The organism is Pseudopedobacter sp. (assembly GCF_040392825.1).
Taxonomy (GTDB): Bacteria; Bacteroidota; Bacteroidia; order Sphingobacteriales; family Sphingobacteriaceae; genus Pseudopedobacter.
The window spans coordinates 1-25,380 of record NZ_JBEBVH010000023.1 but is presented as its reverse complement, the minus strand read 5'-3'; the positions used below and the strand labels follow the sequence as shown (position 1 = coordinate 25,380).

Here is a 25,380-nt window from a genome sequence, read left to right as displayed (position 1 = left end):
ATAATCCGTACCTAATAGTCTATACGGTATATCCGGGTTTTCTGCAAGACATTCGTGAACTGCTTCGGTATAAACCGTTGGACCAGTCATTTTATGAACATCGTGGGGGAATTTATTTGAAGAGAGATTTTCTAATACCTTTTCGAAGGTGCGTTTAAGAAAAGGATGTTGAGGTTCGTAAATTAATGCCCATTGCACATAGAGGTTAGGATTTTTTTCCATTGATAATATCGCATTATCTTCAGGTAGGATAATCTTAGAAAGTGAGACCTTAATATCGCTGTCGATATCCAAATAGACTCCTCCATGTTTTAACAAAATAGCATATCTAAAAAAATCAGCCTTTGCTGCTCCAATATTTATGCGCTTATAAAGAGCATAAATTTCTTCACCATATTCTGTTCTAATAAAATCGTCTACTCTTTCATCATCATAGAATTCATATTTATAGTCTTTGTTTTTTCTACGGAATCTATATATATGCCATCTGGTTAATAGCGGTAAATCGGTAGATTTAAAGGTTTGATAAATAATTTTAGGTATTGCCATATAATTCGCTGGTGCCTTTAGTTTGATTTCTGTTTGTTGGAGATAGCTATAATATTAACTATTCATAATCTCCTCAATCTCCTCTGCTTCTAATGGGATATCTGCCATCAAATCTATATTTCCATTTGTGGTAATCAATATATTATTTTCTAGTCTTATTCCAAGATTTTCTTCCAGAATATATATACCTGGTTCGTTGGTTAAGATGTTACCGGGCTTAAATGGTTCGTATCTGTTACTTACATCATGTACATCTAAACCTAAATGGTGCGAATTGCCATGCATAAAATATTTTTTATATAACGGCATGTCCGGATTTTGCTTCGCTACATCATGTTTGTCTAATAAACCTAATTTTATCAATTCGAAAGACATTATTTTACCCACTTCTTCCTGATATTCATTCCAGATAGTTCCCGCAACCAACATTTTTCTCGCCTCTTTCATTACCTGTAACACTGCATTATAAACATCTTTTTGACGTTTTGTAAATCGGCCATTTACAGGTATAGACCTGCTAAGGTCAGCATTGTAATTCGCATATTCGGCACCAAAATCAAAAAGAATAACTTCGCTGTCTTTACACAGCTGATTATTATCATTGTAATGAAGGATACAGGCATTTCGTCCAGAGGCAATTATTGGTGGATAAGCATGTCCTGTTGCCCGTTGCCTGATAAATTCATGGATAATTTCAGCTTCGATCTCATATTCTGAAACATTAGGTTTTACAAATTTCAATACCCTGATGAAAGCATCCCTTGTGATCTGGCAAGCCCGTTTGATGTAGGCAACCTCCAGATCAGACTTTACAGGTCTCAGCTCTCTCATGATTACAGAAGCTCTCTCTAATTTATGTAGAGGATACTTTGAACGGATTTCTTCTATAAATCTAATATCCCTATAAGGAACTGTATGGGCATATCTGTCATTTTCATTGGTATTCAGATAAACATTTTCTGCATAATGTATAAGAGAGGGGAAAATATTCCAAAAATCATCCAGCCAGTAGATGTGCTGTATTCCCGAAACCTTTTTCGCTTCTTCTTTAGTGTATTTGTGGCCCTCCCAGATTGCAATATGCTCATTCGTCTGTCTTAAAAACAGGACTTCTTTATATAATGAGTTTGGCGAATCTGGAAAAATGATTAAAATAGATTGCTCCTGATCTATTCCGGTTAAATAAAAAAAATCAGGATTTTGTTTAAAATTGAAGCTTTGATCGCCGCTTCTTGGAAACTCATCATTAGAATTAAATACAGCTATGCTATTGGGTTTAAGTTTATTAGCAAACTTGGCTCGGTTTATAATGAATAGTTCTGAGTTTAGCGCTTCGTATTTCATGTTACTAAATTACAAAACAAGGCCCGAAAAAACTTTTTTATAAAAAAAATGTGAAAATAAATTTTTGGAATGAAATTTGATTATTTGCTCATGTCAAACTTAAAATATATTTTTGACAAAATTTACAATTAAAATTGTTTAACCTTTAAAAAATGATTATGAATTATTCTACAATGAAGAAAACAGTAGCTTTATCGCTAGCCACTGCTTTCGCTGTAGCAGCCAACGCACAAGAGACATCTACTTCTTCTGCGAAGGTATTTGGGGGAGCAAAGCAATATAGAACATGGTCTATAGGTGTTAATGCAGGCGTATTGTCTCCAATTATTCCTTTCGGTACAAATGATTATAGTGAGTGGGAATCAAACTTAGGATACGGATTGTTCATCAAAAAACAATTAGCCCCATCTTTTGCTTTAAAATTGGATGCTCACAGAGGTCAATTATCAGGTGCTGATAAAGCAGGAAATGCGTTCGATACAGATCTTAACTATGCAGTAGCTTTAAAAGGTGTGGTTAATGTTGGAACTGTATCTTTCTTAAAAAGAGAGAAATCTTTAGGTTTCTTCGTACAAGCGGGTGCTGGTTTAACGGGGTACGATTTAAACAGCAATCCATCTAACAACACAGGTTCAAGAAAAGAGTTATTCATACCTGTAGGTGTTGGTGCTAACATTAAATTAGGTGAAGTTGTAGCTTTAAATTTAGGTTACGATGCTAATTTCTTGGATGCAGATAACTTAGATGGAGGTTGGTTAAATGGTTCTTCTAACAAAGACAAATGGTCTTACGGATATGCAGGTTTAGAATTCACTTTAGGTGCTAAATCAAAACCAAGCCTACAATGGTCTAATCCAGTTGCTTTGTTGTACGATGAGTTAAAAGACCCAGCTTTGCGTCAAGAGGTTGAGGCTTTAAAAGGTCGTCTAACAAATGTTGAATCATCAGTTGAGAACTTGAAAAAAGATTCTGATGGTGACGGTGTTGCAGATCACTTAGACAAATGTCCAAATACTCCAGCAGGTGCTAAAGTTGATGGTTCTGGTTGTGAGTTAGATACTGACGGTGACGGTGTGCCAGATTGGAAAGATGATTGTCCAACAGAAAAAGGTACTCCAGAATTGAATGGTTGTCCAGCTTCTGATAATAATACAGTTGCAGAAAACATCCAATTCGAGTTCAACTCTTCAGTATTAAGAACTTCTTCTTACCCAACTTTAGATAAAGTTTCTTCAATGTTGAGAGCAGACAAGTCTAAATCTATTCAATTAGATGGTCACGCTTCTGCAGAAGGTACTGATGCTTACAACATGCAATTATCTATTGATAGAGCAAACTCTGTAAAAACTTACTTAGTAAACTCTGGTGTTGATGCTAAGAGAGTTGCAATCAAAGGTTACGGAGAGAGCCGTCCGATTGCTTCTAACGCAACTGAAGAAGGACGTATCAAAAACCGTCGTGTTGAGTTCAGAAACCAATAATCTTTCTTAGAAAGAATACGATAAAGAAAAAGGAGTTCCGATTAATCGGAACTCCTTTTTTAATTTTATAAATTTGCTATATGTACTTTTTTAGGAAAAAAGACCCTAATCGGCCAATAAGTTTTAATTTAAAAGTGATGCACTGGATAAATAGAATTGCAATCATTATGTTTATCTTGGGACTTATTTATAAGATTTTAGATTGGTTTGTTCTACATTGAAATATAGTTATGAAGAAAGTTATTTATACATCTAACGCACCAGAGCCCATAGGTCCTTACAGTCAGGCTGTTTTAGTAAACGATACTTTATATGTATCTGGTCAGATTGCCATTAACCCCGAGACTAATAAAATTGTTGACCATAATTTAGAGGCAGAAACAGTGCAAGTCTTAACAAATCTAAAGGCTGTTTTGGCTGCTGCAAAAATGGATTTTTCAAATGTGGTTAAAACCTCAATATTTTTGAGTGATATGGACCATTTTGCAAAGGTAAATGAACTTTACGGGAAATGCTTTACATCAGATTTCCCAGCAAGAGAAACTGTAGCTGTAAGGACTTTACCAAAAAATGTTAACGTAGAAATTTCTGTTGTAGCTATAAAACACAGCTAAAAATATTGGTGTGCAAATTTTTAATACTCCCATAGAATACCTAAAAGGCGTTGGCCCGCAGAGGGCAGAAGTATTAAAAAAAGAGCTTGGTATATTTATATATCAAGACCTTCTGCATTATTACCCTTTCAGATATATAGATAAAACCAGGTATTACAAAATTAATGAGATTTATCAGGACTTCCCTTTAGTCCAGATTTTAGTACGGTTAAAGTCATTTGAAATTATCGGAGAAAAACAGGCTAAAAGATTGGTCGCCAGGGTAATTGATGATACGGGAGAATTGGAGCTTGTTTGGTTTAAAGGACTTAGATGGGTAGAAAGGACATTGAAGTTGAATCAGCTTTATGTTGTGTTTGGCAAACCAACATTTTTCAATGGTAAACTCCAAATTGCCCATCCTGAGATGGATTTATTTTCCAGAGATACCAAAGAACGAGGAAATCTTTCCCTGCAGCCAGTATATTCTTCCACAGAAAAACTGAAACAGTTTGCTTTAGATTCCAAAGGTCTTCAGAAAATAATGTCCAATTTGTTGGATGTAATCGCGATTGAAATAGAGGAAGTACTTCCACAATATATCTTGAATAAATATAAGCTGCTACCACGAAAAGAAGCATTAATGCAGATTCATTTTCCTGCCAGTACAGCTATTTTATCTCGTTCTCAGGCAACATTAAAGTTTGAGGAACTTTTCTTTATCCAATTAAAACTGCTGAAGATAAAACACCTTCGTTCACTAAAATTTAAAGGAAGTGTTTTTTCGATTGTTGGGGAAAAGTTCAATCATTTTTATGAGAATCTTCTACCTTTTCAGCTTACCGGAGCTCAAAAAAAAGTATTAAGAGAAATCAGGATCGATACGCAAAAAGGAATCCAGATGAACAGACTGGTGCAGGGGGATGTTGGCTCAGGTAAAACTGTTGTTGCTCTAATGAGTATGCTTCTGGCAATTGATAATGGTTTTCAGGCATGCATGATGGCTCCAACAGAAATTCTGGCGACCCAACATTATGCATCTATCCGGGATATGTTACAAGACGATTTTGTAAAGGTTGCTTTATTAACCGGTTCTACGAAAAGGAAAGATCGGAAGAAAATTCTGGAAGATTTAGAGAACGGTACTTTGGATATATTGGTGGGTACGCATGCCTTAATAGAGGATACTGTTGTGTTTAAGCATTTAGGTTTAGCCGTAATAGATGAGCAACACCGCTTTGGTGTTGAGCAGCGAGCGAAATTGTGGCGGAAAAATCCAATACCTCCACATGTGTTGGTGATGACGGCCACGCCTATACCACGTACACTTGCCATGTCTTTATACGGCGATTTGGATGTGTCTGTTATTAATGAGTTGCCTGCCGGACGAAAGCCAATACAGACTATACATCTTTATGAAAATCAAAGGTTAAGAATGTTTGGTTTTATGCGTAGAGAAATAGCAAAGGGACGACAGGTTTATGTAGTATATCCATTAATTCAGGAAAGTGCCAAGCTTGACCTTAAGAATTTGCAGGATGGTATTGAAGTCTTATCGAGAGAATTTCCTTTACCGCAGTATAAAATAAGTATTGTCCATGGACAGCTTAAGCCAGAGGATAAAGAGTTCGAAATGCAACGGTTTATTAAAGGACAGACACAAATTATGGTAGCTACAACTGTAATTGAAGTTGGGGTAAATGTACCCAATGCATCTGTAATGATTATAGAAAATGCCGAACGTTTTGGTTTGTCACAGCTGCACCAATTACGAGGTAGAGTTGGCAGGGGATCTGAGCAATCTTTTTGTATCCTCATGTCGAAAGATAAATTGAGTAAAGAAGGGAAAGTACGATTGGATACTATGGTGAAGACTAATGACGGTTTCGAAATATCTGAAGTAGATTTACAGTTACGAGGTCCGGGGGATATCGAGGGGACCCAACAAAGTGGTGTTTTAGATTTAAAGCTGGCAGATTTAACTCATGATCAGAATATACTTCAGGAAGCCAGAAATACAGTGCTTGAAATTATGGAGTCAGATCCGGAGCTGGAAAAACCTGAACACCAAATGCTAAGAAACTATTTTAAAAAACACAATACAGGAATTACTTTCGACAAAATATCCTAAAACAAAAAAGCCTGCCTTGCGGCAAGCTTTAGTCCTTTATCTATTTAGACCACCCATCTTTTAATGTTACGGTTCTGTTAAAGATTAAATGATCTTTTGTAGACTCTTTATCTATACAGAAGTAACCTTTTCTTATAAACTGATAGCGTCTGTCTGGAAATTCTTCCAGTTGTTGTTTAGCATTTGCCAGATCTGGTTCTATGTAGGCATTTTTAACAACAACTAAACTTTCCGGATTAATATAATCTTTAAAATCGCCCTCTTCAGCATCTGGTTGTTCAACTTTAAACAATCTGTCGTAAAGCCTAACTTCCGCAGTTTTGGCATGTGCTACGTTTACCCAATGCATGGTTCCCTTAGCTTTTAAACCAGATGTATCGTTTCCTGATTTTGAATCGGGAAAATATGTACAATGGATTTCTGTAACATTGCCATCCGCGTCTTTAACAAAATTATCGCATCTAACGATATACGCGAATTTTAAGCGGCACATTAGACCAGGACCCAGTCTGAAGAATTTCTTTGGTGGTTCTTCCATAAAATCTTCTCTTTCGATCCAAAGTTCTCTGCTAAATGGCACTTTTCTGGAACCCTCTCCTCCATCAACTTCCGGATTGTTTTCTCCATCCAGCCATTCAATTTCATTTTCAGGATAATTGGTAATAACCAATTTAATGGGGTCTAAAACAGCCATTCTTCTCCAGGAAGTTTTGTTAAGATCCTCCCGGATAAAAAATTCCAGTAGACTGAAATCTATAATATTTTCTCTTTTTGCTACACCAATACGGTCACAGAAATTTCTGATAGAAGCAGGGGTAAATCCTCTTCTTCTTAAACCACTGATAGTTGGCATTCTGGGGTCGTCCCAGCCGGCAACAAAATTATTATTTACCAGTTGCATGAGCTTTCTCTTGCTCATAACAGTGTAGCTCATATTTAAACGCGCAAACTCATACTGTCTTGATGGGAAAATTTCCAGTTGTTCTATCAGCCAGTTATATAGTTCTCTATGAGGAATAAATTCCAGTGTGCATATAGAATGAGTTATTTTCTCAATCGCGTCAGATTGGCCATGAGCGAAATCGTACATCGGATAGATGCACCATTTATTTCCTGTTCTGTGATGATGCACATGTCTGATCCGATAAATAATCGGATCTCTCATGTGCATATTTGGACTGGCCAGATCAATTCTGGCTCTCAGTACTTTTTCTCCATCAGCATATTTTCCGTTTTTCATCTCCTCAAAGAGTTGGAGATTTTCTTCAACGTTACGGGCTCTATATTTATTGGGGGTGCCAGGTTGTGTAGGTGTTCCTTTCCCCTGGGCGATTTCCTCTGCTGTTGAATCATCAACATAGGCCAACCCTTTTTTTATTAAAATGATTGCGAAACTATATAGCTGATCGAAGTAATCAGATGTATAAAGTTCGTTAGCCCATTGGAAACCTAACCAGTTGACATCTTCTTTAATGCTATCTACATATTCGGTATCTTCTGTAACCGGATTAGTGTCGTCAAACCGTAAATTGGTAGCACCGTTATATTTTTTTGCTAAGCCAAAATTCAGGCAGATAGACTTTGCATGGCCAATATGCAAATAGCCATTTGGTTCAGGAGGAAAACGGGTTAACACTCTACCATCGTGTTTTCCTGCGTGGATATCTTCTTCTATAATCTCTTCAATGAAATTAAGTGATCTTTCTTCGGACATTTTTACAAAATATCCTACAAAAATAACAAAAGCTTAGATATGTTTTATAAATAGGGCGAAGGCATATTTTATTTCAAACAACATTGTTATTTTTTTGTTAAAAATCGTAATAAACGAGCAAAATGTTAATATATTGATATTTTTGCAGTGATTAAATTTTAAAATCTTGCTTAAGAATGACTTCTTTTGCAACAGAAATTGGAAAATTTAAACGATTTAATTTGGAAAAACCTCAGTCACGATTCAGGCAAAAGCTAAATAATATCTTTTACGAATTATATCTTGTACACAAGTTTATAATGCGTTTTTTTAAGGAGGCTTTTTCAGCACCAGTGGAATGGAAAGAAATAATGCGTCAGTGTTACCTTTTGGGATACAGATCCTTAGGATTAATAACATTGACAGGCTTTATTACCGGCATAGTTTTTACAAAGCAGTCCCGGCCATCGTTAGCTGAATTTGGGGCTACATCATGGCTACCGTCTCTGGTTGCTATTGCTATTATAAGATCTTTGGCACCTTTGTTAACAGCGTTGATTACTGCCGGAAAAGTGGGATCTAATATTGGGGCCGAACTGGGTTCTATGAAAGTAACAGAACAGATTGATGCGATGGAGGTTTCTGGGACTAATCCGTTTAAATTCTTGGTAGTTACCAGAACGCTGGCCACAACCATAACCATCCCGATTTTAACGTTCTATACCGGACTAGTTGGAATGTTAGGGGCTTTTTTGAATGTAACTACGTTTGAAAATACAAGCTATCAGGCTTTTATTCAGTCAGCTTTCGAGTCCATAAGTTTCCTGGACATATTTTCATCAACAATTAAAGCTATTGTTTTTGGTTTTACAATAGGAATTGTTGGCTGTTATCAGGGGTATAATTCATCAAAAGGTACAGAGGGAGTAGGTAAAGCGGCAAATTCATCAGTTGTAATTGGAATGTTTTTAGTGTTTTTAGAAGAAATAGTAGGAACTCAAATAACATTTATGTTTAGAACCTAATGAAGAAAGCAATAAAACATATAGATAAAAGTTCGCCTGTAATCGCGATAAGAGACTTGCACAAATCTTTTGGAGATTATCAGGTTCTGAAAGGCGTAAACCTGGATCTTTATGATGGCGAGAATCTGGTAGTGTTAGGAAAGTCTGGAACGGGAAAATCTGTTCTTATAAAAATAATATCGGGATTACTTACTCAGGATTCAGGAACAGTAAATGTATTGGGACATGAAATGAGCCAGATTTCTCAGAAGGAACTTCGCGAATTAAGATTAAATATAGGTTTCTCATTTCAGAATAGTGCGCTTTATGATAGTATGACGGTGCGCCAAAATCTGGAATTTCCTTTGGTTAGAAATAAAAAGAACCTGACAAAGGCAGAGGTAGACCATGCTGTTGAAAGTGTTTTAGATGCTGTTAGCTTAAGTCAGACAATTAATCAGATGCCATCGGAACTTTCAGGAGGTCAACGTAAAAGAATTGGCATTGCCAGAACGTTAATATTACAACCAAAAATTATGCTTTACGATGAACCTACAGCAGGTTTGGATCCTATAACCTGCGACGAGATTAATAATCTTATTAATGAGGTCCAGGAACGATACCATACCAGTTCAATCGTAATTACTCACGATTTAACCTGTGCTAAACAGGTTGGAGACAGGGTGACTATTCTTTTGGACGGACAGTTTAAAAGAACAGGAACTTTTGAAGAAGTTTTTGACACAAAGGACGAAAGAGTGAAATCATTTTATGACTATAATTTTATTCAATAATATATGGAGAATACCGATAAAAAAAGAGGAATAACCGTAGGGCTTTTTATTTTTCTGGGTCTTGCAATCTTTCTTTTGGGTGTTTTTACACTAGGGGGGCAAAAGAAAACATTTGTGAAGACTTTTGAACTAAACGTAGTTTTTGATGATATACAGGGTTTAAAAACAGGAAACAATGTTTGGTTCTCGGGAGTGAAAATTGGGACGATAAAAAAAATCCAGTTTTATGGAACATCTCAGGTACAGGTTTTTTTAAGCATAGATGAATCTGCTCATCAGTACATTCATAGAGATGCAAAGGCCAGTATAAGTTCTGACGGTTTAATAGGTAATAAAATTGTAGTGATTGACGGAGGTAGCGTTAAGTTTCCTTTTGTTGAAGATGGCGATCAGCTTCAAGTGAATAAAACTTTATCTACCGACGATATTATGAAGACTCTACAGACAAATAATAAAAATTTAGTAGATATCACCACAGACTTTAAAGTTTTAGCAAAAAATCTGGTAGAAGGAAAAGGTACTGTAGGAGCTTTGTTAACCGATGACCAGATTGCAGCAAATTTTAAAGCTATGGTAGTGAATTTGAATAATACTACAGAGTCTGCCAATAAAATGGCTAATGAATTAAGCAGGTTTAGTAATAAGCTTAATAACGATGAAGGCTTTGTAAATAAAATAATGGCAGATACAGTGATGTTCAAAAAAATGGAAAGCTCTGTAGCAGAATTTCAAAAAATGGCACAATCTGCAGCTACTGCGACAGAAAATTTAAACAAAGCTTCTGCACAGTTAAACAACAATGACAATGCATTAGGACTACTTCTGAATGATGAAAAGACTGCAGAACAATTAAAAACAGTGGTTGGGAATTTGGAAACCAGCAGTCAAAAACTTGATGAAAATTTAAAGGCATTACAAAGTAATTTCTTGTTTAGAGGGTATTTTAAGAAAAAGGCGAAAGAAGAGGCAGCGAAATAGATTTTGAAGAAGCAAATAAAAAGAACTTACAGATTAACAAAATACGTAGTATATAGACAAACCATTGTAGATCCGGAAGATCACCTATGGACATTTGTCGGAGCATTTTTAGGGATAGGAATTATAGGTTTTGTACAAAGTTTCTATTTTTCGGAATTAGAGAATATCTTTTTAATAGGTTCCTTCGGGGCGTCGGCAGTTTTAGTTTTCGGAGCAGCCAATAGCCCGCTTGCCCAACCGAGGAATCTTATTTTTGGCCATTTTTTCTCAGCCATTATAGGTGTTTGTTGTTATAAACTTATTCCTGATACAGTTTGGCTGTCGTCTGCTCTTTCTGTGTCTCTGGCCATAGTAGCCATGCAGATAACAAAAACAATGCACCCGCCAGGAGGTGCGACAGCCTTAATAGCTAATATAGGGACACCTAAAATTAAAGAATTAGGTTTTATTTACGCGTTCTCGCCTGTATTAAGCGGAGTGCTTGTTCTCTGCATCGTAGCAATTATTGTAAATAACATACCTAAAAATAGAAATTATCCGTATAAATCATACAAAAGAAACTGATTAATAAAATACCCAATAAGTGGTATTTTATAGTTTAACTATTAGGACTAATTTTGGAGAATTAATTCTAAATAGTATGAACAAAAAATTACTTTTAACAATTATTGCCGCTTTAACAATGACCTTTGCAAAGGCCGGAAGTAAGCAGGACTCTGTTTCTGCATTTCGCGGTAAAAATATGGTAAAGCTAAATTTAACAGCATTACCATTAAATACTTATTCAGGTATCTATGAAAGGGCTATTGGGAAAAAAATAGCTGTAGGCATTGGGTACAGGCACATGCCCAAAGGAAAATTGCCAATGCTAAGTAGAATAGAAAGCTTAATTGACGATGAGGAAACGAATGCTCATTTAAGAAATTTAAAAATGGGTAGCTATTCAATAACACCAGAAATTAAATTCTATTTCGGTAAAGACGTATTTAGAGGTTTTTATATAGCCCCATTTGGGAGATATTCTGTTTACTCACTTGATTGGCCTTACGAATATGAATATGAAGAGAATGGGGCGACCAAAAAAGAAAATATATTACTTAAGGGAGATGTAAAAACCATGACAGGTGGTTTATTATTCGGAGCACAATGGAAGTTAAGTAAAAGAATCTATTTAGATTGGTTTATCATTGGTCCAAATGCAGGTTCTGTTGATGGAACTATAACAGGAACGGGAGATTTAAGTGACCCCGATAAAAGACAGGCTTTAGATGATGCTATTCAAGACTTGGCCGATTCTGATATACCTTTTGTTAAAATAGAAGGAGAAACCTCCAGTACTGGAGCAAAAATTAAATTTTCTGGCCCATGGGCAGGTCTTAGAGGTGGTATAAATTTAGGATTTCGTTTCTAAATAAGACATACAGTAATTAAAAAACCTTGATGTTTCAACATCAAGGTTTTTTTATGATTGTTTTTTGTACATCTACCAGGTTCCCGAATTTGGATTAATAAAGATACTTGACAATAAAGTATTTTATTTTACGGCTAGCTAATTATGGCTATATTTACACCTCAGAAAACTTGTACTGATGAAAAAAATCTTAATAGTTGATGATGAGGTCAATATAGGGTTATTGCTATCAAAGTTCTTAGGAAAGAATGGCTTTGAAGTAAAGACAGCATCTACGGGTGCATCTGCATTTGAGATTCTATCTAAAGAATATTTTAACCTGGTTATGTGTGATTTCAGATTGGAGGATACGGATGGTAGAGAAGTCCTAAAAAAGATAAAACATCAATACCCCCGTACCGGAGTAATCATCATTACAGGCTATTCTGATATTAAGTTAGCTGTAGAACTTATAAAGATGGGGGCTTATGATTATATCACAAAACCTCTTTACCCTGATGAAATTCTTAATACTGTTAATAAGGCAATAGAAACTCAGCAGGTTTTAAATGCAGAGTTAGAAGAAAGCAGGTCTCAGCCAATTTCCGAAACAAGACAGGAAAAGAAAAATGTCCAAATTCTGGACGATTATGTAATAGGACAAAGTACCGCGGCAAAAGACCTTATGCGGCAGATAGAATTGGTTGCTCCAACAAATTATAGCGTTATTCTTATTGGCGAAAGTGGTACAGGAAAAGAATCTGTAGCAAAAAGTATACATCAAAAAAGCAATAGAAAAGACAAACCGTTTATTGCGATGGATTGTGGCTCCCTAACAAAGGAATTGGCAGGTTCGGAATTTTTTGGACATGAAAAAGGATCTTTTACCGGAGCATTGTTTACCAAAATAGGTCATTTTGAAATGGCGAATGGAGGAACCTTATTTTTAGATGAAGTAGGGAATCTCTCTTATGAAATTCAGGCTTCGTTATTACGAACTGTGCAGGAGCGTAGAGTAAAAAGGATTGGCTCTACTAAGGAGATAGAGCTTGATGTGCGTTTGATTGTGGCTACAAATGAAAACTTGGTAGAAGCTATCTCCAGAGGCAGATTTAGAGAAGATTTATATCATAGATTTAACGAATTCGGTATTTATTTACCCCCTTTAAGAGAAAGAGGAAAAGATATCTTAATATTTGCCCAATATTTTCTTGATTTGGCAAACCAGGAGCTTAGCAAAGATGTTAAGGGGTTTAGTAAAGAGGTAGAGGAATGCTTTTTGACATACTCGTGGCCGGGAAACGTTCGCGAACTTAAAAACGTAGTACGTAGAGCAGTTTTATTAACAGAAGGAGATTATGTAGCAGAAAAAGCATTACCCTTAGAAATCTCAACCTATATTAAGTTGGCAGCTTTGGAAAATGGTGTAGAAAATTCCTCAAATGTCGCAGTAAAAGAAAAAAAGCTCGATTTAAAGAATGCAGCGTTGGAAGCAGAATACGAAACAATACTTAAAGTACTGAAAGAAGTAAACTTTAATAAGACAAAAGCGGCTAAATTATTAAAGATTGATCGTAAGACATTGTATAATAAAATGAAAGCTATCAGTTTAGAATAAATAAAAATTAGAAAGTAGCAAATCTCTTAAGAAACTTTTTTGTTTTAAAACAGTAAAAAAGAAGAGTAAAAAAAAATTATAATATTTAAATTAAAGTAATTTTATTAACATTGTACCGAATTTGAACTTTGGTATAGCGTTTGTAGAACGTTAACAAATACAAACGTATTTTAACAATTGAACTAAATGATAAAAATGAACTTAAAAAGAACATTAGCGGTAGCATCAGCATTGTCTGTAGCTACTTTGTTTGCACAAGCTCAAGAAACTACTAAAGTTTTTGGAGGAGCAAAACAGTACAGAACTTGGTCAATAGGAGTTAATGCAGGTGTAGTTACTCCAATTATTCCTTTTGGAACCAATGATTATAGCGAATGGGATTCAAACCTTGGTTATGGTTTATTCATTAAAAAACAATTGGCGCCTTCTTTCGCATTAAAATTAGATGCTCATAGAGGTGAGTTATCTGCTTCTAATAGTGCAGGTACAGCTTCTTTCTCTACAGATTTAAACTATGCAGCGTCTTTAAAGGGTGTGGTTAATGTAGGAACAATCTCTTTCCTTAAAAAACAAAATTCTTTAGGATTCTTCGTACAGGCAGGTGCTGGTTTAACCGGTTATGATCCAGGTGATGCAGCTGGAGACAGATCAGAATTATTTATTCCGGTAGGTGCTGGTGTTAACATCAGATTAGGACAAGTTGTAGCTTTAAATTTAGGTTACGATGCTAACTTCCTAGATGCAGATAACATCGAAGGAACAACAGGTTGGTTAAATGGTTCTGCTAATAAAGATAGATGGTCTTACGGTTACGCAGGTTTAGAGTTCACTTTAGGTGCTAAATCAAAACCAAGCTTACAGTGGAACAATGCGGTATCTACATTATATGATGAGCTAAAAGATCCAGCTTTAAGAAATGATGTTGAGCAATTAAAATCTCGTACATCTGCAGTAGAAGGCCAAGTTGAGAATTTGAAAAAAGATACTGATGGTGATGGTGTTGCTGATCAGTTTGATAAATGTCCAAACACTCCTTCTGGAACTAAAGTAGACGGAGCTGGTTGTCCATTAATCGTACCTCAAGCTAAGTAATAAATAAACTTTGTTTATATTAAAGCTCCGAATCTAAATTCGGAGCTTTTTTGTTTTATATAATTGCGATGTCAGTTTTTTCATTTAAGCAGCGGAATATTTTAGTGCTTATTGCCCTTATTTTATTGGCGTGCCTCATTTTGTTTAGCCTAAGGGGGTATATTACTTCTTTTTTAGGCGCAATTGTTATTTATACATTATTTAAACCCGTCTATCTGTTTCTTAATAAAAAACTACCAAATTCGTTGTCTGCTTCCTTGATTATTCTTATTTCCTTTATCATTATTATTATCCCGTTTTTTGCCTTAGGGTATATGATAATGAATAAGATTATTGAATTAAGATCGGATAACTTCCAGCTGAAAGCTATCCTGTATAGATTAGATGATTTTATGGGAATCCAACTTAATCAACCCAAGTTTCTGGATAAATATCTGGACAAACTTACCAATATAGTCCAGGAACTTTTTCCTTCATTTTTAGGAGGCGCTTTTGACGTCTTTTTAGGTGTTGTACTGATGTACTTTGTTCTATATTTCATGTTTGTACAAATGGATAAATTCGAATCTGTACTAATTAAATATGCACCATTAAGAGAATATCATGCTAAGCAATTTGGAGAAGAATTAAAAAATACAACTTATTCCAATGTCTTAGGGCAAGGGCTGATTGCTATTATACAAGGTTCGTTAGTTAGTCTTGCTTTTTTTATTGCAGGGATAAATGATGCTCTTTTTTGGGGAATAATCAGTATATTCCTGTCGTTTATGCCAGTCATTGGAGCTCCATTAGTGACGCTGCCGGCTGCCATTATTTTATATTTAAATGGAGATCATTCCAACGCCATGTTTATTGTTTTGTTTACATTGCTAGTTTTGATCAATATAGATAATGTAATTCGGTTTATTATTAATAAGCGTATGGCAGATACCCACCCTATAATTACAGTTATTGGTGTAGTAATAGGAATTCCTTTGTTTGGATTTGTAGGAATTGTCTTTGGACCACTTCTACTATTATGGTTTATGCATTTAATAGACATCTATGAAGAAGATATTAAAGCTGAAAGTAAAATCATCTAGATTTTTTATTTTTTTTGATTGTTATCAGAAACTTGGCAAGGTATTTTCTTTTACTAAGGAAAGAATATTATTAAGATTAAATTTTAAATATTATGACTGAGAACACTAAAACAGCCATCGCTCTATTAGCAGGTTTAGCTGCCGGAGCTGCATTAGGATTATTATTCGCCCCAGAAAAAGGTTCTGATACAAGAGATAAATTGTCAGATTCTTTGAAAAATCTTGGAGATAGCATCAGAGAAAAAGCAGCCGAAGAAATTGATAATCTTTCTGGTTTAAAAGATAAAATTGTAAACAATATTCGAACAAAAGTTAAACAGACTGAGGCGGAATTAGAAGAAGATATGACCGGAGTTTAATTATTCCGGCAGGCAAAATCAGTTAATCCTTTGAATATATTATGCTATGGAAGAACTATTGGAAAAAATAAAAGAATATATAGATACAAGAATTAAGTTAAGCAAATTAGTACTTATAGAAAAAGGATCATCTGTTTTTGCAGATATTATTACCACGATTATCGTAGTTTTTTTCTTAGTAATAGCATTTTTGTTCATAAGTATAGCATTAGGTTTTTATATCTCTGAACTTATAGGGAATTCTTACGGAGGATTTTTTGTTGTCGGACTCTTTTATTTTTTAGTAGCATTAATAGTTTTCCTGACGAAAGACAAGTATATAGAAAAGTCAATCGTCAATGGCATTATTAAAAAGATTTTTAAAAAGGAGGAGGTTGAATGAAAACTACTCAACGAATAAAAAATCTGCAGCAGCTACAGGCCGAAATAGAATTGCTAAGACTGAAAAAAGCAGAACAGGAGCTTTATTTTAAGGATAAAAAGGAAAGCTTTAAAGCATCTCTAAAATCTCCTTTTACCTTTATTAAAAAAATAACGGGATTACTAAAAAATAATGATAATATTCATGCAGATTGGGCTACCGCTTTGGCGCGAGTTTCGATACCCTTTTTGTTAAATAAAACTTTATTAAGAGGTAAAGGGGCTGTTTTAAAATCTATACTTACAATTCTTTCTCAAAAAGCTATTAATCCGGCAATATTTAATCAAGATAAATTGATGGGTGTTGTAGATAAAGTTTCTGATTGGGTTGGAAAAATTCTTCCCAAAAGAAGGAAAGAAGCTGTAGATTATGGTATTCCTCCCGATAGCGAAACATATTAGTGTCGGTTTTAAATAAATAATCGGTAAATGATGTGGATGTTGCAGGGGGTGCCAAACAAAAGCCGCAAAAAGATAGTTTCTCTATTTGTTTTGCGGCCTTTGTTTTAAGTATATTTTTGTTACTTACTTGTCAGCATATTTTTCAAGGAAATCTTTGTATGCTAATTTAATTCCTTCTTGCAATTCAATTGTATGTTTCCAGCCTTTACTATGAAGTTTGCTTACGTCCATTAATTTCCTTGGCGTACCGTCTGGTTTAGAGGTGTCGAATTTAATTTCTCCTTCGTATCCTATAATCTCTTTAATTAAATAGGCCAGGTCTTTAATAGTAATATCTTTTCCTGTCCCTATGTTAATCAGGTTTGGTTCATTATAGTTTTGCATCAAGTAAAAGCATGCGCTCGCTAAATCATCCGCAAATAAAAATTCTCTCATAGGTTCGCCTGTCCCCCAAATAACCACCTCTTTTGCATTAGTTACTTTTGCTTCATGAAATCTTCTAATGAGTGCAGGTAATACATGCGAATTTTTCGGATGATAATTATCATTATAACCGTAGAGGTTGGTCGGCATTACCGAAATATAATTACAACCATATTGACTACGGTATGCATCACACATTTTTATTCCGGCAATTTTAGCAATTGCATAAGGTTCGTTAGTTTCTTCCAATAGGCCTGTTAATAAATATTCTTCTTTTAAAGGCTGAGGGGCCATCTTAGGATATATACAGCTGGAACCTAAAAACATCAACTTTTTAACATCATTCAGGTAAGAACTATGAATCACATTATTCTGTATCTGTAAATTGTCATACAAAAATTCGGCCCTGTATGTATTATTCGCAACAATTCCTCCTACTTTTGCAGCAGCCAAAAAGACATATTCTGGTTTTTCTTCATTAAAAAACTGACGAACAGCTTGTTCGTTCCTTAGATCTAACTCTTTAGAAGATTTGGTTACTATATTGGTGAACCCTTCTGCTTTTAATTTTCTAAAAATTGCAGAACCCACCATTCCGTTATGTCCTGCAACATATATTTTAGCCGATTTTTCCAAAACGTTTATTCAATATTTTTTTGACCCTCAAAGTTACTATTCTTTTTTTCTTTCGGAGGATAAAAGAAATCGCGGGTACTAAAGACAAAATGTGCCAAAACCGCCTGAACAAGTTCTCCCGAACGGCTGTAATCTACTCTCAAAGATTTAATAGCGACAATCATTGTTAAGGCAAAACTTACCGTAATGTTAATAGCACCAACTAACAGAACACCTATTGCAGAATAAACCATAAGATCAACTATTGGCTTGTCTAGTAATGTATAACTGCTTAAGCCATAATTACCGGCAGAAATAGTAATATGGCGAATATCAAAAGGCAATCCTGTTAATTTTCCTATAGAATTTGCAGAGCCTAATAAAAAACCCAAAACAATATTCCCTGCTAAGTTGCCTGTGTTTTTTTCAACAAAAGCGGCAAAAGTATTTAATCTTCTTTGGCCGAGCTTTTTACTTAAATATTTATGTTCTCTTATTCGTTTGGGGATTTGATGTGTGATGATTTTGTTCTCATAATAGCCCGTTATAAGTCCAGAAAGAAAAAGGAAAAAACCGGCAATGGCGGCGTAGATAATCATTAAACTTTCGAATGGATTATTATCTTCCATAGCCGTTATAGCATATTGTCTACTAAAAAAATACTCCCCTGTAAAATGAAAATAGCCATAAGCAAAAAGGAAAGATAAGGGAACAACGACAATAAGGTTCCCAATAATAGAAGCAAATTGACTCCTAAACATTCGTATAATAGTATCGGCAGCATCATTAACGTGTATTCCCCCTTTACCATTCCCCGACAATGCATTGGCAATATAGGAAGCAGTCATTGAAGGCTGTTTAGTTGCTAACGATGAATGAGTAAGATAAATCATAACAAATGCTGCTGCATAGTTTAAACCATATAAAAATGTAGCAGGAATAAGCGGCAGGCTCTTAAAATTACCAATATAGGCTTTTATTAATACAGCTATAACTATAATGAAACCACCTTTCATTGCTGCCCATACAGCGCTGAAATATTCTTTTTTTGTTACTGCAATATATTTTTTTCCAACCGATGAAGTGTGTTCGATAATTTGGTATGCCAGTAAATCAGTATTTTCTTTTATATGAGCTCTTACCCCTTTGCTCATGTTTTCGGCATACACCAGTTTTTTAAATAACTGTACACTATAGCTTAGCTGTTTTTCACTATCATCGTTCTTTGGGTCCAGGAAGTTTAAAAGCTGCTGAAGCCTTTGTATACTTTGAGTTATTCTTAATAATAAATATACCTGAGTAATAGATGTTCCTCTGCTTTTTTGACTCTTTCTAATCCGGTCGATACTATTTAAACACTGAGTAAGTAATACCCTTACCTGTTTTAAAGACTCACTTGCCTCTGTTTTTTGATCTTGCTGGTGAGCACTGAGAAAGGTGTGCATTTCAGAACTTAAAGCTAAAAAGTCACTATGATATTTTTCTACATGGGGCATTCTTGTAGAAATTTCGGGCTCCAGACCTAAAGAGGTTATTCGGTTTGTAAGAATATGTACCGAATTAATAATAGGCATATAGAATAAATCCGGCAGAATTAAATCCAGTGATTTCGGTAGTTCAATCAGTGAAAAGAGCTCTTGCCAAACTTTGGCATCAATACCGTTTACCCAATAATGATCATTTTTATTATGAAAAACTTCCTGTAGCAAATCAGTTAACTCAGATTTATCTATTGCAGGAGGTAAAATCTTAGCGTTAAATCTGCGTCTTAATTCTCCAAAAAAATCGGTATGAGGAGAAATCCCCAACTCCGAAAAAAGCCTTATCTGATTTTTAGATTTTAATAGCGAGATGATATATCGGGAAAAAGCGCTTTGATAAACAGGGTTCGATTTTAATAAATTGGTGAGCTCTAACAAGCGTTCTTTTGCCTTGTCGCCGTTTTTAAAGTCATAAGGTCTGATAATTTTTATCAGTTCTATTAACTGTTCAGAGGAAACAGACTTCTTAAATTCGACTAGCTGATCTAATATGTTATTAAAACGAGATATCATTTGGTTGTAATATAAGGATTGAATCTTTTATTTTTGACAAAATTTTAAAATCGTGGCCAAAAGAAAATTACAGAGATTTGCAGAAATAGGTACATTCAGGAACGTAGCACAGCTGGACGAAGGTAAACCCTATAAGGGTAAATGGAAACAAGAGTTCTTTAAAAATGAAAAACCTTTAATATTAGAATTAGCCTGTGGTAAAGGTGAATACAGCGTGAATTTGGGTAGAAAATATCCTGATAAAAACTTTTTAGGCATAGATTATAAAGGAAACAGAATTTGGGTTGGTGCAAAAATGGCATTGGATGAAGGATTAGAAAATGTTGGTTTTTTACGAATTCAGATTCAGAATATTTTAGATTATTTTGAAAAGGGTGAAGTAGACGAAATATGGATTACTTTTCCAGATCCTCAAGCGCAAAGCCCTTTGGAAAGAAAGCGATTAACAAATCCTGCTTTTTTAGAGAAATACAAAACCATATTGAAAGAACCGGGAATTATGCATTTGAAAACTGATAATGACGGGTTTTTTGAATATACTTTAGAAAAGGTAGCAGAAGGTCAGTTTAATATTCAGGAACAATCTGCAGACATTTATAAAACACATCCAAACGACGAAATTCTCTCTATAAAAACACATTACGAGCGTATTTATTTGCAGAAAGGGAAAAATATCAATTACGTTAGGTTTACTTTTTCTTAAATTTAAACAATATTCAATTTTACATGAGCAAAAATACAACCAGATGTCCCTGGTGCGGAACAGACCCTTTATATACCGAATACCATGATAAAGAATGGGGAAAAGAAGTGCATGATGATAGGATATTGTTTGAATTTCTGATTCTTGAAGCGGCACAGGCGGGTTTGAGTTGGATTACTATATTAAGAAAGAGAGAAAATTATAGGCGCTTATTTGCAGATTTTGATGCTGATAAAGTAGCTGCGTTTACAGCAGAAGATATAGAAAGAATTCTGCAGGATCCGGGAATTATAAGAAATCGCTTGAAAGTTGTTTCAGCCGTAAGTAACGCCAGATTATTTCTACAGGTGCAAAAAGAATTCGGTTCCTTTGATAAATATCTGTACTCTTTTATGCCTGAAGGAAAGCCTATTATCAACCACAGAAGAAGCATGAGTGAGATTCCTGCCCGTACAGAAATTTCAGATGCTATAGCAAAAGACATGAAAAAGAGAGGCTTTAAATTCTTTGGAACTACCATCTGTTATGCGCATATGCAAGCAACGGGAATGGTTAATGATCATTTAGCAGACTGCGATTTTAAAAAATAATATCCATAAAGCTTTTTTGGCCTAAAATTTATTTAACAATTTGATATTTTAGGCGTTTAAAAAAAGAAACTATGGAATGGATAGCAAATCCGGAAATTTGGATCTCTCTTTTGACTTTAACGGTATTAGAGATAGTCCTGGGAATAGATAATATTGTATTTATTTCAATCTTAGCAGGTAAACTGCCTATCGAGCAACAAAAAAGAGCCAGAACTTTAGGATTGGCACTGGCATTAATAACACGGGTACTTTTATTACTGTCGTTAAAATGGATTATGTCGCTTACCGCCCCTTTATTTAATATCGGTGAATTTATTGGTGCCGATAGCGAAGTTTTGTTAGCGAAGCTTGCCATTTCGGGAAGAGACCTGATTCTTATTTTGGGAGGTATATTCTTAATTTACAAAAGCACATCAGAAATTCACGACAAATTGGAAGGGTCTGAGCATAATCAGGAAATCAAAAAAGTATATTCCTTTTCACAGGTTATTTTTCAGATATTACTTTTAGATATCGTTTTCTCTTTAGATTCTGTAATTACGGCTGTAGGTATGGCAGACAGACTTGGGGTAATGATAGCTGCTGTGATAATTGCTGTAATAGTCATGATGGCTTCTGCTGCTGCTATTTCCGATTTTGTTAACAGGCATCCGACTGTTAAGATGCTCGCCCTATCATTCCTTTTATTAATCGGAGTGTCACTTTTAGCCGAAGGTTTTGACCAGCACATACCAAAAGGTTATATTTATTTTGCTATGGCTTTCTCTGTTTTGGTAGAAGTATTAAATCTAAGGTCAAAAAAAGGAAAGAGCGAACCGGTTCAGCTGAAAAATCCGCAGGAGACAAAGTTGTAGCTTATAAAGTTAATTTACAAAAGGGATAGGTTATGAAGATGTTAAAAGCAAAGAAAGCAATATTATATATTTCCGTCTTTTTGATGGTAATTGGAATCTATTCCTTTAAAGCCGATTTGTTCCAGATTTCTAAAAACATAGACATTTTTGTTTCTGTTTACAAGGAGCTAAACATGAATTATGTCGATGATGTAGACCCATCCAAGTTAATGAAAACGGGCATTGGAGCTATGTTAAATGAACTAGACCCTTATACCGAATTTGTTGCCGAATCTGAAATTGAAGATTACAAAATGAAGTACGTAAGTACTCAATATGGCGGTATTGGAGCCGGAATATTGCATAGAAATGGAAAAGTATATATCGCTGATGTTTTCGAAGGATATCCTGCACAGCTAAATGATATTAGAGCTGGCGACCAGCTCGTTTCTATAAATAATCAGGAACTCAAAGGAAAAAATAACGAAGAGGTTAGTCTTCTGCTTAAAGGGGCCAAGGATACCCCTGTTTTTATTAAGCTAATGCGTGGAGACAAGATTATAGAAAAGCAAATTAAGAGAGCAGAAATTAAACAACCAAACGTAACTTATTCTGCCATGCTAGATAATCAGGTAGCATACATCAAACTAGATAAATTCCTGGAAAACTCTGCACAGGAAGTGAAAGAAGCTTTTTTGACCTTAAAGAAGAATAACCCGTCTGGTTTAATTTTGGATTTACGTTTTAACGGCGGGGGGATATTACAGGAAGCGGTTAAGATTGTTAATTTTTTTGTGGGAAAAGATGTTGAAGTTGTTTCGCAGATAGGCAGAGACCCAAGTAAAAAAATAACATACAAAACTTTTGCCAATCCGTTAGATACCGAAATTCCGTTAATAATTCTCATTAATGGGCGTTCTGCTTCAGCTTCCGAAATTGTAGCAGGATCTTTACAGGATTTAGACCGGGCTGTGGTGATTGGACAAAGGAGTTTTGGGAAAGGTCTGGTGCAGCAAACCTTCAACTTACCTTACAATACCTTGGTGAAAGTTACTGTAGCTAAATATTATACACCTTCCGGAAGATGTATCCAATCTTTGGATTATACACACCGTTTGGAAGATGGATCGGTAGAGAAAGTCGCCGACTCATTAATTACAGAATATAAAACTAAGGTAGGAAGATCTGTGTATGACGGAAGTGGAATCTATCCTGATTTTTTTGTGGATCCTTATAAGTATCATCAAATAACTCAAACTCTTCTAACGAAATATTTGTTTTTCGATTTTGCCAATCAGTACCGGAACGTCCATGCAGTTGCAGCAGAACCCAAAACATTTGCCTTGTCTGAAACAGATTACAATAGCTTCCTGAATTTTTTAAAAAATAAAGACGTTAGTTATCAAACACCTTCAGAATTGATGCTGAAAGATTTTGTGAAAGAAGCATCTGAGGATAAACGACTGGAAGACATAAAAGCAGAAATTAGTGTGCTTGAAGAAAAGTTGAAGAATATAAAAGCCAAAGATTTGACTACTTATAAGCCCGAAATTAAGCGTGTGCTCGAGGCTGAAATAATACAAAGATATTATTTTGAAAAAGGTCGAATAGTACAAGGCTTTCAGTACGATCAGGAACTTAAAAAAGCTTATGAAGTTTTGAAGAATAAAACTTTGTATGCATCTGTCTTAAGGGGAGAAGGAGGTTATAAAACAATAGGTAAGCCAGGCCCTGTTACAGCAAAGGCAGATTAGCTACCTAGTTGTCAGTTTCAGTTTTTGGTTTACCAAGACATTCAGTGATTTCAGGAAAGTTATCTGATAAGTCAAACCAGATGTGCCAATGGATAACTCAAAACTGGTAACTCGTGACAGATAACTCTTATAAATCCAAGAATATCGATTGTATTTAGAGCAACATTATTTATATTTGCGCAGTTCCCTTAAAATAAGTTTAAGACATAGAAATGAGAGTAATACAATTCAGAGAAGCGCTTCGTGAAGCAATGAACGAAGAAATGCGTAAAGACGACAAGATCTTCTTAATGGGTGAAGAAGTAGCTGAATATAATGGTGCTTATAAAGTAAGTCAAGGAATGCTTGACGAATTTGGTCCCAAAAGGATTATTGACACGCCAATCGCAGAGTTAGGCTTCGCTGGTATTGCTGTTGGTGCTGCAATGAATGGGTTACGCCCAATTGTAGAATTTATGACATTTAACTTCTCCTTAGTTGCTATTGATCAGATTATAAACGGTGCAGCTAAAATGTTATCTATGTCAGGCGGACAATTTTCTGTTCCGGCAGTTTTTCGTGGACCAACTGGTAATGCGGGGCAATTGGGAGCACAGCACTCTCAAAATTTTGAAAACTGGTATGCTAACTGCCCGGGATTGAAAGTGGTAGTGCCTTCAAACCCTTACGATGCAAAAGGCCTTTTAAAATCTTCAATAATTGATCCGGATCCGGTAATTTTTATGGAATCCGAATTAATGTACGGAGATAAGGCTGAAGTTCCTGAAGAAGAATACTATATTGAACTAGGAAAAGCCAAAGTTGTTCAGGAAGGTAAAGACGTAACCATTGTATCTTTTGGTAAAATGATGTCGAGAGCAGTACAACCAGCGGTAGAAGCTTTGGAAAAAGAAGGAATTAGTGTAGAGCTTATTGATTTAAGAACTGTAAGACCTATAGATTTTGCAACGATCTTAACTTCTGTTAAGAAAACAAATAGACTGGTAGTGGTAGAAGAAGCGTGGCCGTTGGCTTCTATTTCTTCTGAAATTGCTTTCCATGTACAAAAAAATGCATTTGATTATTTAGATGCTCCGGTATTAAGGGTAACCTGCGCAGATGTACCTCTTCCTTATGCTCCAACTTTAATAGCAGCAAGCTTACCTAATGCAGAACGTATTGTTAAAGCGGTTAAAGAAGTAATGTACGTTAAGAAATAAATACGATTATTTTATATACAGAAAAGGTTTGGGAGTTTCTCAAACCTTTTTTATTATGTGCCTTTTTGTTCTGAAATGGATCATTCATAAGTTAAATTATGATATTATAGTGCCTAATTTATTGTAGCCAGTAATGCAATTCTTCTCAAAGAAGTCCTCTTTTTACTTCTGCTAAAACACTTACCAGGGAGAGTGATTGTAATCACTTACTTTATAATAATCTGTTTTATTTTGTAGGTCATTCCATGTACAAGAAGTCTCTGCGCCGGATTTAATAAT

25 protein-coding genes are annotated in these 25,380 nt (G+C 35.2%); 20 read left to right on the top strand and 5 right to left on the bottom strand.

Annotation, left to right across the window (positions count from 1 at the left end):
• Together ABWO41_RS03005 and ABWO41_RS03000 are read right to left on the bottom strand one after the other, a co-directional pair.
• Positions 1-549, bottom strand: a 549-nt coding sequence (locus ABWO41_RS03005) for a glycosyltransferase family 32 protein (RefSeq protein WP_353133218.1), incomplete at its 3' end; no start/stop codon positions are given.
• 54 nt (positions 550-603) lie between these two features.
• Complete coding sequence (locus tag ABWO41_RS03000) at positions 604-1,893, bottom strand: aminopeptidase P family protein (protein ID WP_353133215.1); 1,290 nt, start codon at positions 1,891-1,893, stop codon at positions 604-606.
• A 158-nt stretch (positions 1,894-2,051) separates the two neighbouring features.
• Here ABWO41_RS03000 and ABWO41_RS02995 point away from each other — a divergent pair, with 158 nt between their 5' ends.
• The 4 genes from ABWO41_RS02995 to recG all read left to right on the top strand — a co-directional run bounded on the left by ABWO41_RS02995 (position 2,052) and on the right by recG (position 6,098).
• Complete coding sequence (locus ABWO41_RS02995) at positions 2,052-3,374, top strand: OmpA family protein (protein ID WP_353133212.1); 1,323 nt, start codon at positions 2,052-2,054, stop codon at positions 3,372-3,374.
• Positions 3,375-3,454: 80 nt separating this feature from the next.
• Positions 3,455-3,595 carry a DUF6728 family protein gene (locus ABWO41_RS02990; protein ID WP_353133209.1) on the top strand — a complete coding sequence of 47 codons (141 nt, stop codon included), beginning with the start codon at positions 3,455-3,457 and terminating at the stop codon, positions 3,593-3,595.
• Positions 3,596-3,604: 9 nt separating this feature from the next.
• On the top strand, positions 3,605-3,988 hold the full coding sequence (locus ABWO41_RS02985) for a RidA family protein (protein WP_353133206.1): 384 nt from the start codon (positions 3,605-3,607) through the stop codon (positions 3,986-3,988).
• A 10-nt stretch (positions 3,989-3,998) separates the two neighbouring features.
• Positions 3,999-6,098, top strand: coding sequence for an ATP-dependent DNA helicase RecG (recG, locus tag ABWO41_RS02980; protein WP_353133203.1), 2,100 nt, complete (start codon positions 3,999-4,001; stop codon positions 6,096-6,098).
• Between the two features lie 40 nt (positions 6,099-6,138).
• On the opposite strand, the gene ABWO41_RS02975 is transcribed toward recG, so the two are convergent.
• A complete protein-coding gene (locus ABWO41_RS02975; RefSeq protein ID WP_353133200.1) occupies positions 6,139-7,812 on the bottom strand; it encodes a glutamine--tRNA ligase/YqeY domain fusion protein in 1,674 nt (557 codons plus the stop codon).
• Positions 7,813-8,111: 299 nt separating this feature from the next.
• Between ABWO41_RS02975 and ABWO41_RS02970 the strand changes: the two genes are divergently transcribed.
• From ABWO41_RS02970 to ABWO41_RS02920, 11 genes are all read left to right on the top strand, one after another.
• Positions 8,112-8,816: an MlaE family ABC transporter permease gene (locus ABWO41_RS02970; RefSeq protein WP_353133221.1), complete on the top strand. Its 705-nt coding sequence runs from the start codon at positions 8,112-8,114 to the stop codon at positions 8,814-8,816.
• The gene (locus ABWO41_RS02965) at positions 8,816-9,589 is read left to right on the top strand and encodes an ABC transporter ATP-binding protein (RefSeq protein ID WP_353133197.1); all 774 of its coding nucleotides are present in this window, start codon (positions 8,816-8,818) and stop codon (positions 9,587-9,589) included. The genes ABWO41_RS02970 and ABWO41_RS02965 overlap by 1 nt, the downstream gene beginning before the upstream one ends.
• A gap of 3 nt (positions 9,590-9,592) precedes the next feature.
• Positions 9,593-10,567: an MlaD family protein gene (locus ABWO41_RS02960; protein WP_353133195.1), complete on the top strand. Its 975-nt coding sequence runs from the start codon at positions 9,593-9,595 to the stop codon at positions 10,565-10,567.
• A 3-nt stretch (positions 10,568-10,570) separates the two neighbouring features.
• Entirely contained in the window at positions 10,571-11,131 is a 561-nt protein-coding gene (locus tag ABWO41_RS02955; protein WP_353133192.1) for an HPP family protein, read from the top strand.
• A 76-nt stretch (positions 11,132-11,207) separates the two neighbouring features.
• Positions 11,208-11,978, top strand: a complete 771-nt coding sequence (locus ABWO41_RS02950; RefSeq protein ID WP_353133189.1) for a DUF3575 domain-containing protein — start codon at positions 11,208-11,210, stop codon at positions 11,976-11,978.
• 178 nt (positions 11,979-12,156) lie between these two features.
• Positions 12,157-13,575: a sigma-54-dependent transcriptional regulator gene (locus tag ABWO41_RS02945; protein ID WP_353133186.1), complete on the top strand. Its 1,419-nt coding sequence runs from the start codon at positions 12,157-12,159 to the stop codon at positions 13,573-13,575.
• Between the two features lie 195 nt (positions 13,576-13,770).
• Complete coding sequence (locus ABWO41_RS02940; protein ID WP_353133183.1) at positions 13,771-14,667, top strand: putative outer membrane beta-barrel protein; 897 nt, start codon at positions 13,771-13,773, stop codon at positions 14,665-14,667.
• A gap of 68 nt (positions 14,668-14,735) precedes the next feature.
• Entirely contained in the window at positions 14,736-15,749 is a 1,014-nt protein-coding gene (locus tag ABWO41_RS02935) for an AI-2E family transporter (RefSeq protein ID WP_353133180.1), read from the top strand.
• A 92-nt stretch (positions 15,750-15,841) separates the two neighbouring features.
• Positions 15,842-16,108 (top strand): YtxH domain-containing protein, encoded by a 267-nt coding sequence (locus ABWO41_RS02930; protein ID WP_353133177.1) that lies wholly within the window; start codon positions 15,842-15,844, stop codon positions 16,106-16,108.
• A 46-nt stretch (positions 16,109-16,154) separates the two neighbouring features.
• Positions 16,155-16,490, top strand: coding sequence for a phage holin family protein (locus tag ABWO41_RS02925; protein ID WP_353133174.1), 336 nt, complete (start codon positions 16,155-16,157; stop codon positions 16,488-16,490).
• Positions 16,487-16,930, top strand: a complete 444-nt coding sequence (locus ABWO41_RS02920) for a hypothetical protein (RefSeq protein WP_353133171.1) — start codon at positions 16,487-16,489, stop codon at positions 16,928-16,930. The genes ABWO41_RS02925 and ABWO41_RS02920 overlap by 4 nt, the downstream gene beginning before the upstream one ends.
• A gap of 123 nt (positions 16,931-17,053) precedes the next feature.
• Here ABWO41_RS02920 and fcl read toward each other — a convergent pair whose 3' ends face one another.
• Positions 17,054-17,989, bottom strand: a complete 936-nt coding sequence (gene fcl / locus ABWO41_RS02915; protein WP_353133168.1) for a GDP-L-fucose synthase — start codon at positions 17,987-17,989, stop codon at positions 17,054-17,056.
• 5 nt (positions 17,990-17,994) lie between these two features.
• Positions 17,995-20,022 carry a site-specific recombinase gene (locus ABWO41_RS02910; RefSeq protein WP_353133165.1) on the bottom strand — a complete coding sequence of 676 codons (2,028 nt, stop codon included), beginning with the start codon at positions 20,020-20,022 and terminating at the stop codon, positions 17,995-17,997.
• A 52-nt stretch (positions 20,023-20,074) separates the two neighbouring features.
• Between ABWO41_RS02910 and trmB the strand changes: the two genes are divergently transcribed.
• The 5 genes from trmB (at position 20,075) to ABWO41_RS02885 (ending at position 25,101) form a co-directional block, all read left to right on the top strand.
• Positions 20,075-20,725, top strand: coding sequence for a tRNA (guanosine(46)-N7)-methyltransferase TrmB (gene trmB, locus ABWO41_RS02905; RefSeq protein WP_353133162.1), 651 nt, complete (start codon positions 20,075-20,077; stop codon positions 20,723-20,725).
• A gap of 23 nt (positions 20,726-20,748) precedes the next feature.
• Positions 20,749-21,315: a DNA-3-methyladenine glycosylase I gene (locus ABWO41_RS02900; protein WP_353133159.1), complete on the top strand. Its 567-nt coding sequence runs from the start codon at positions 20,749-20,751 to the stop codon at positions 21,313-21,315.
• 71 nt (positions 21,316-21,386) lie between these two features.
• Positions 21,387-22,169 (top strand): TerC family protein, encoded by a 783-nt coding sequence (locus ABWO41_RS02895; RefSeq protein WP_353133156.1) that lies wholly within the window; start codon positions 21,387-21,389, stop codon positions 22,167-22,169.
• A 32-nt stretch (positions 22,170-22,201) separates the two neighbouring features.
• Positions 22,202-23,902 carry a S41 family peptidase gene (locus ABWO41_RS02890; RefSeq protein WP_353133153.1) on the top strand — a complete coding sequence of 567 codons (1,701 nt, stop codon included), beginning with the start codon at positions 22,202-22,204 and terminating at the stop codon, positions 23,900-23,902.
• 212 nt (positions 23,903-24,114) lie between these two features.
• Complete coding sequence (locus ABWO41_RS02885; RefSeq protein WP_353133150.1) at positions 24,115-25,101, top strand: pyruvate dehydrogenase complex E1 component subunit beta; 987 nt, start codon at positions 24,115-24,117, stop codon at positions 25,099-25,101.
• Positions 25,102-25,380 lie beyond the last annotated feature (279 nt).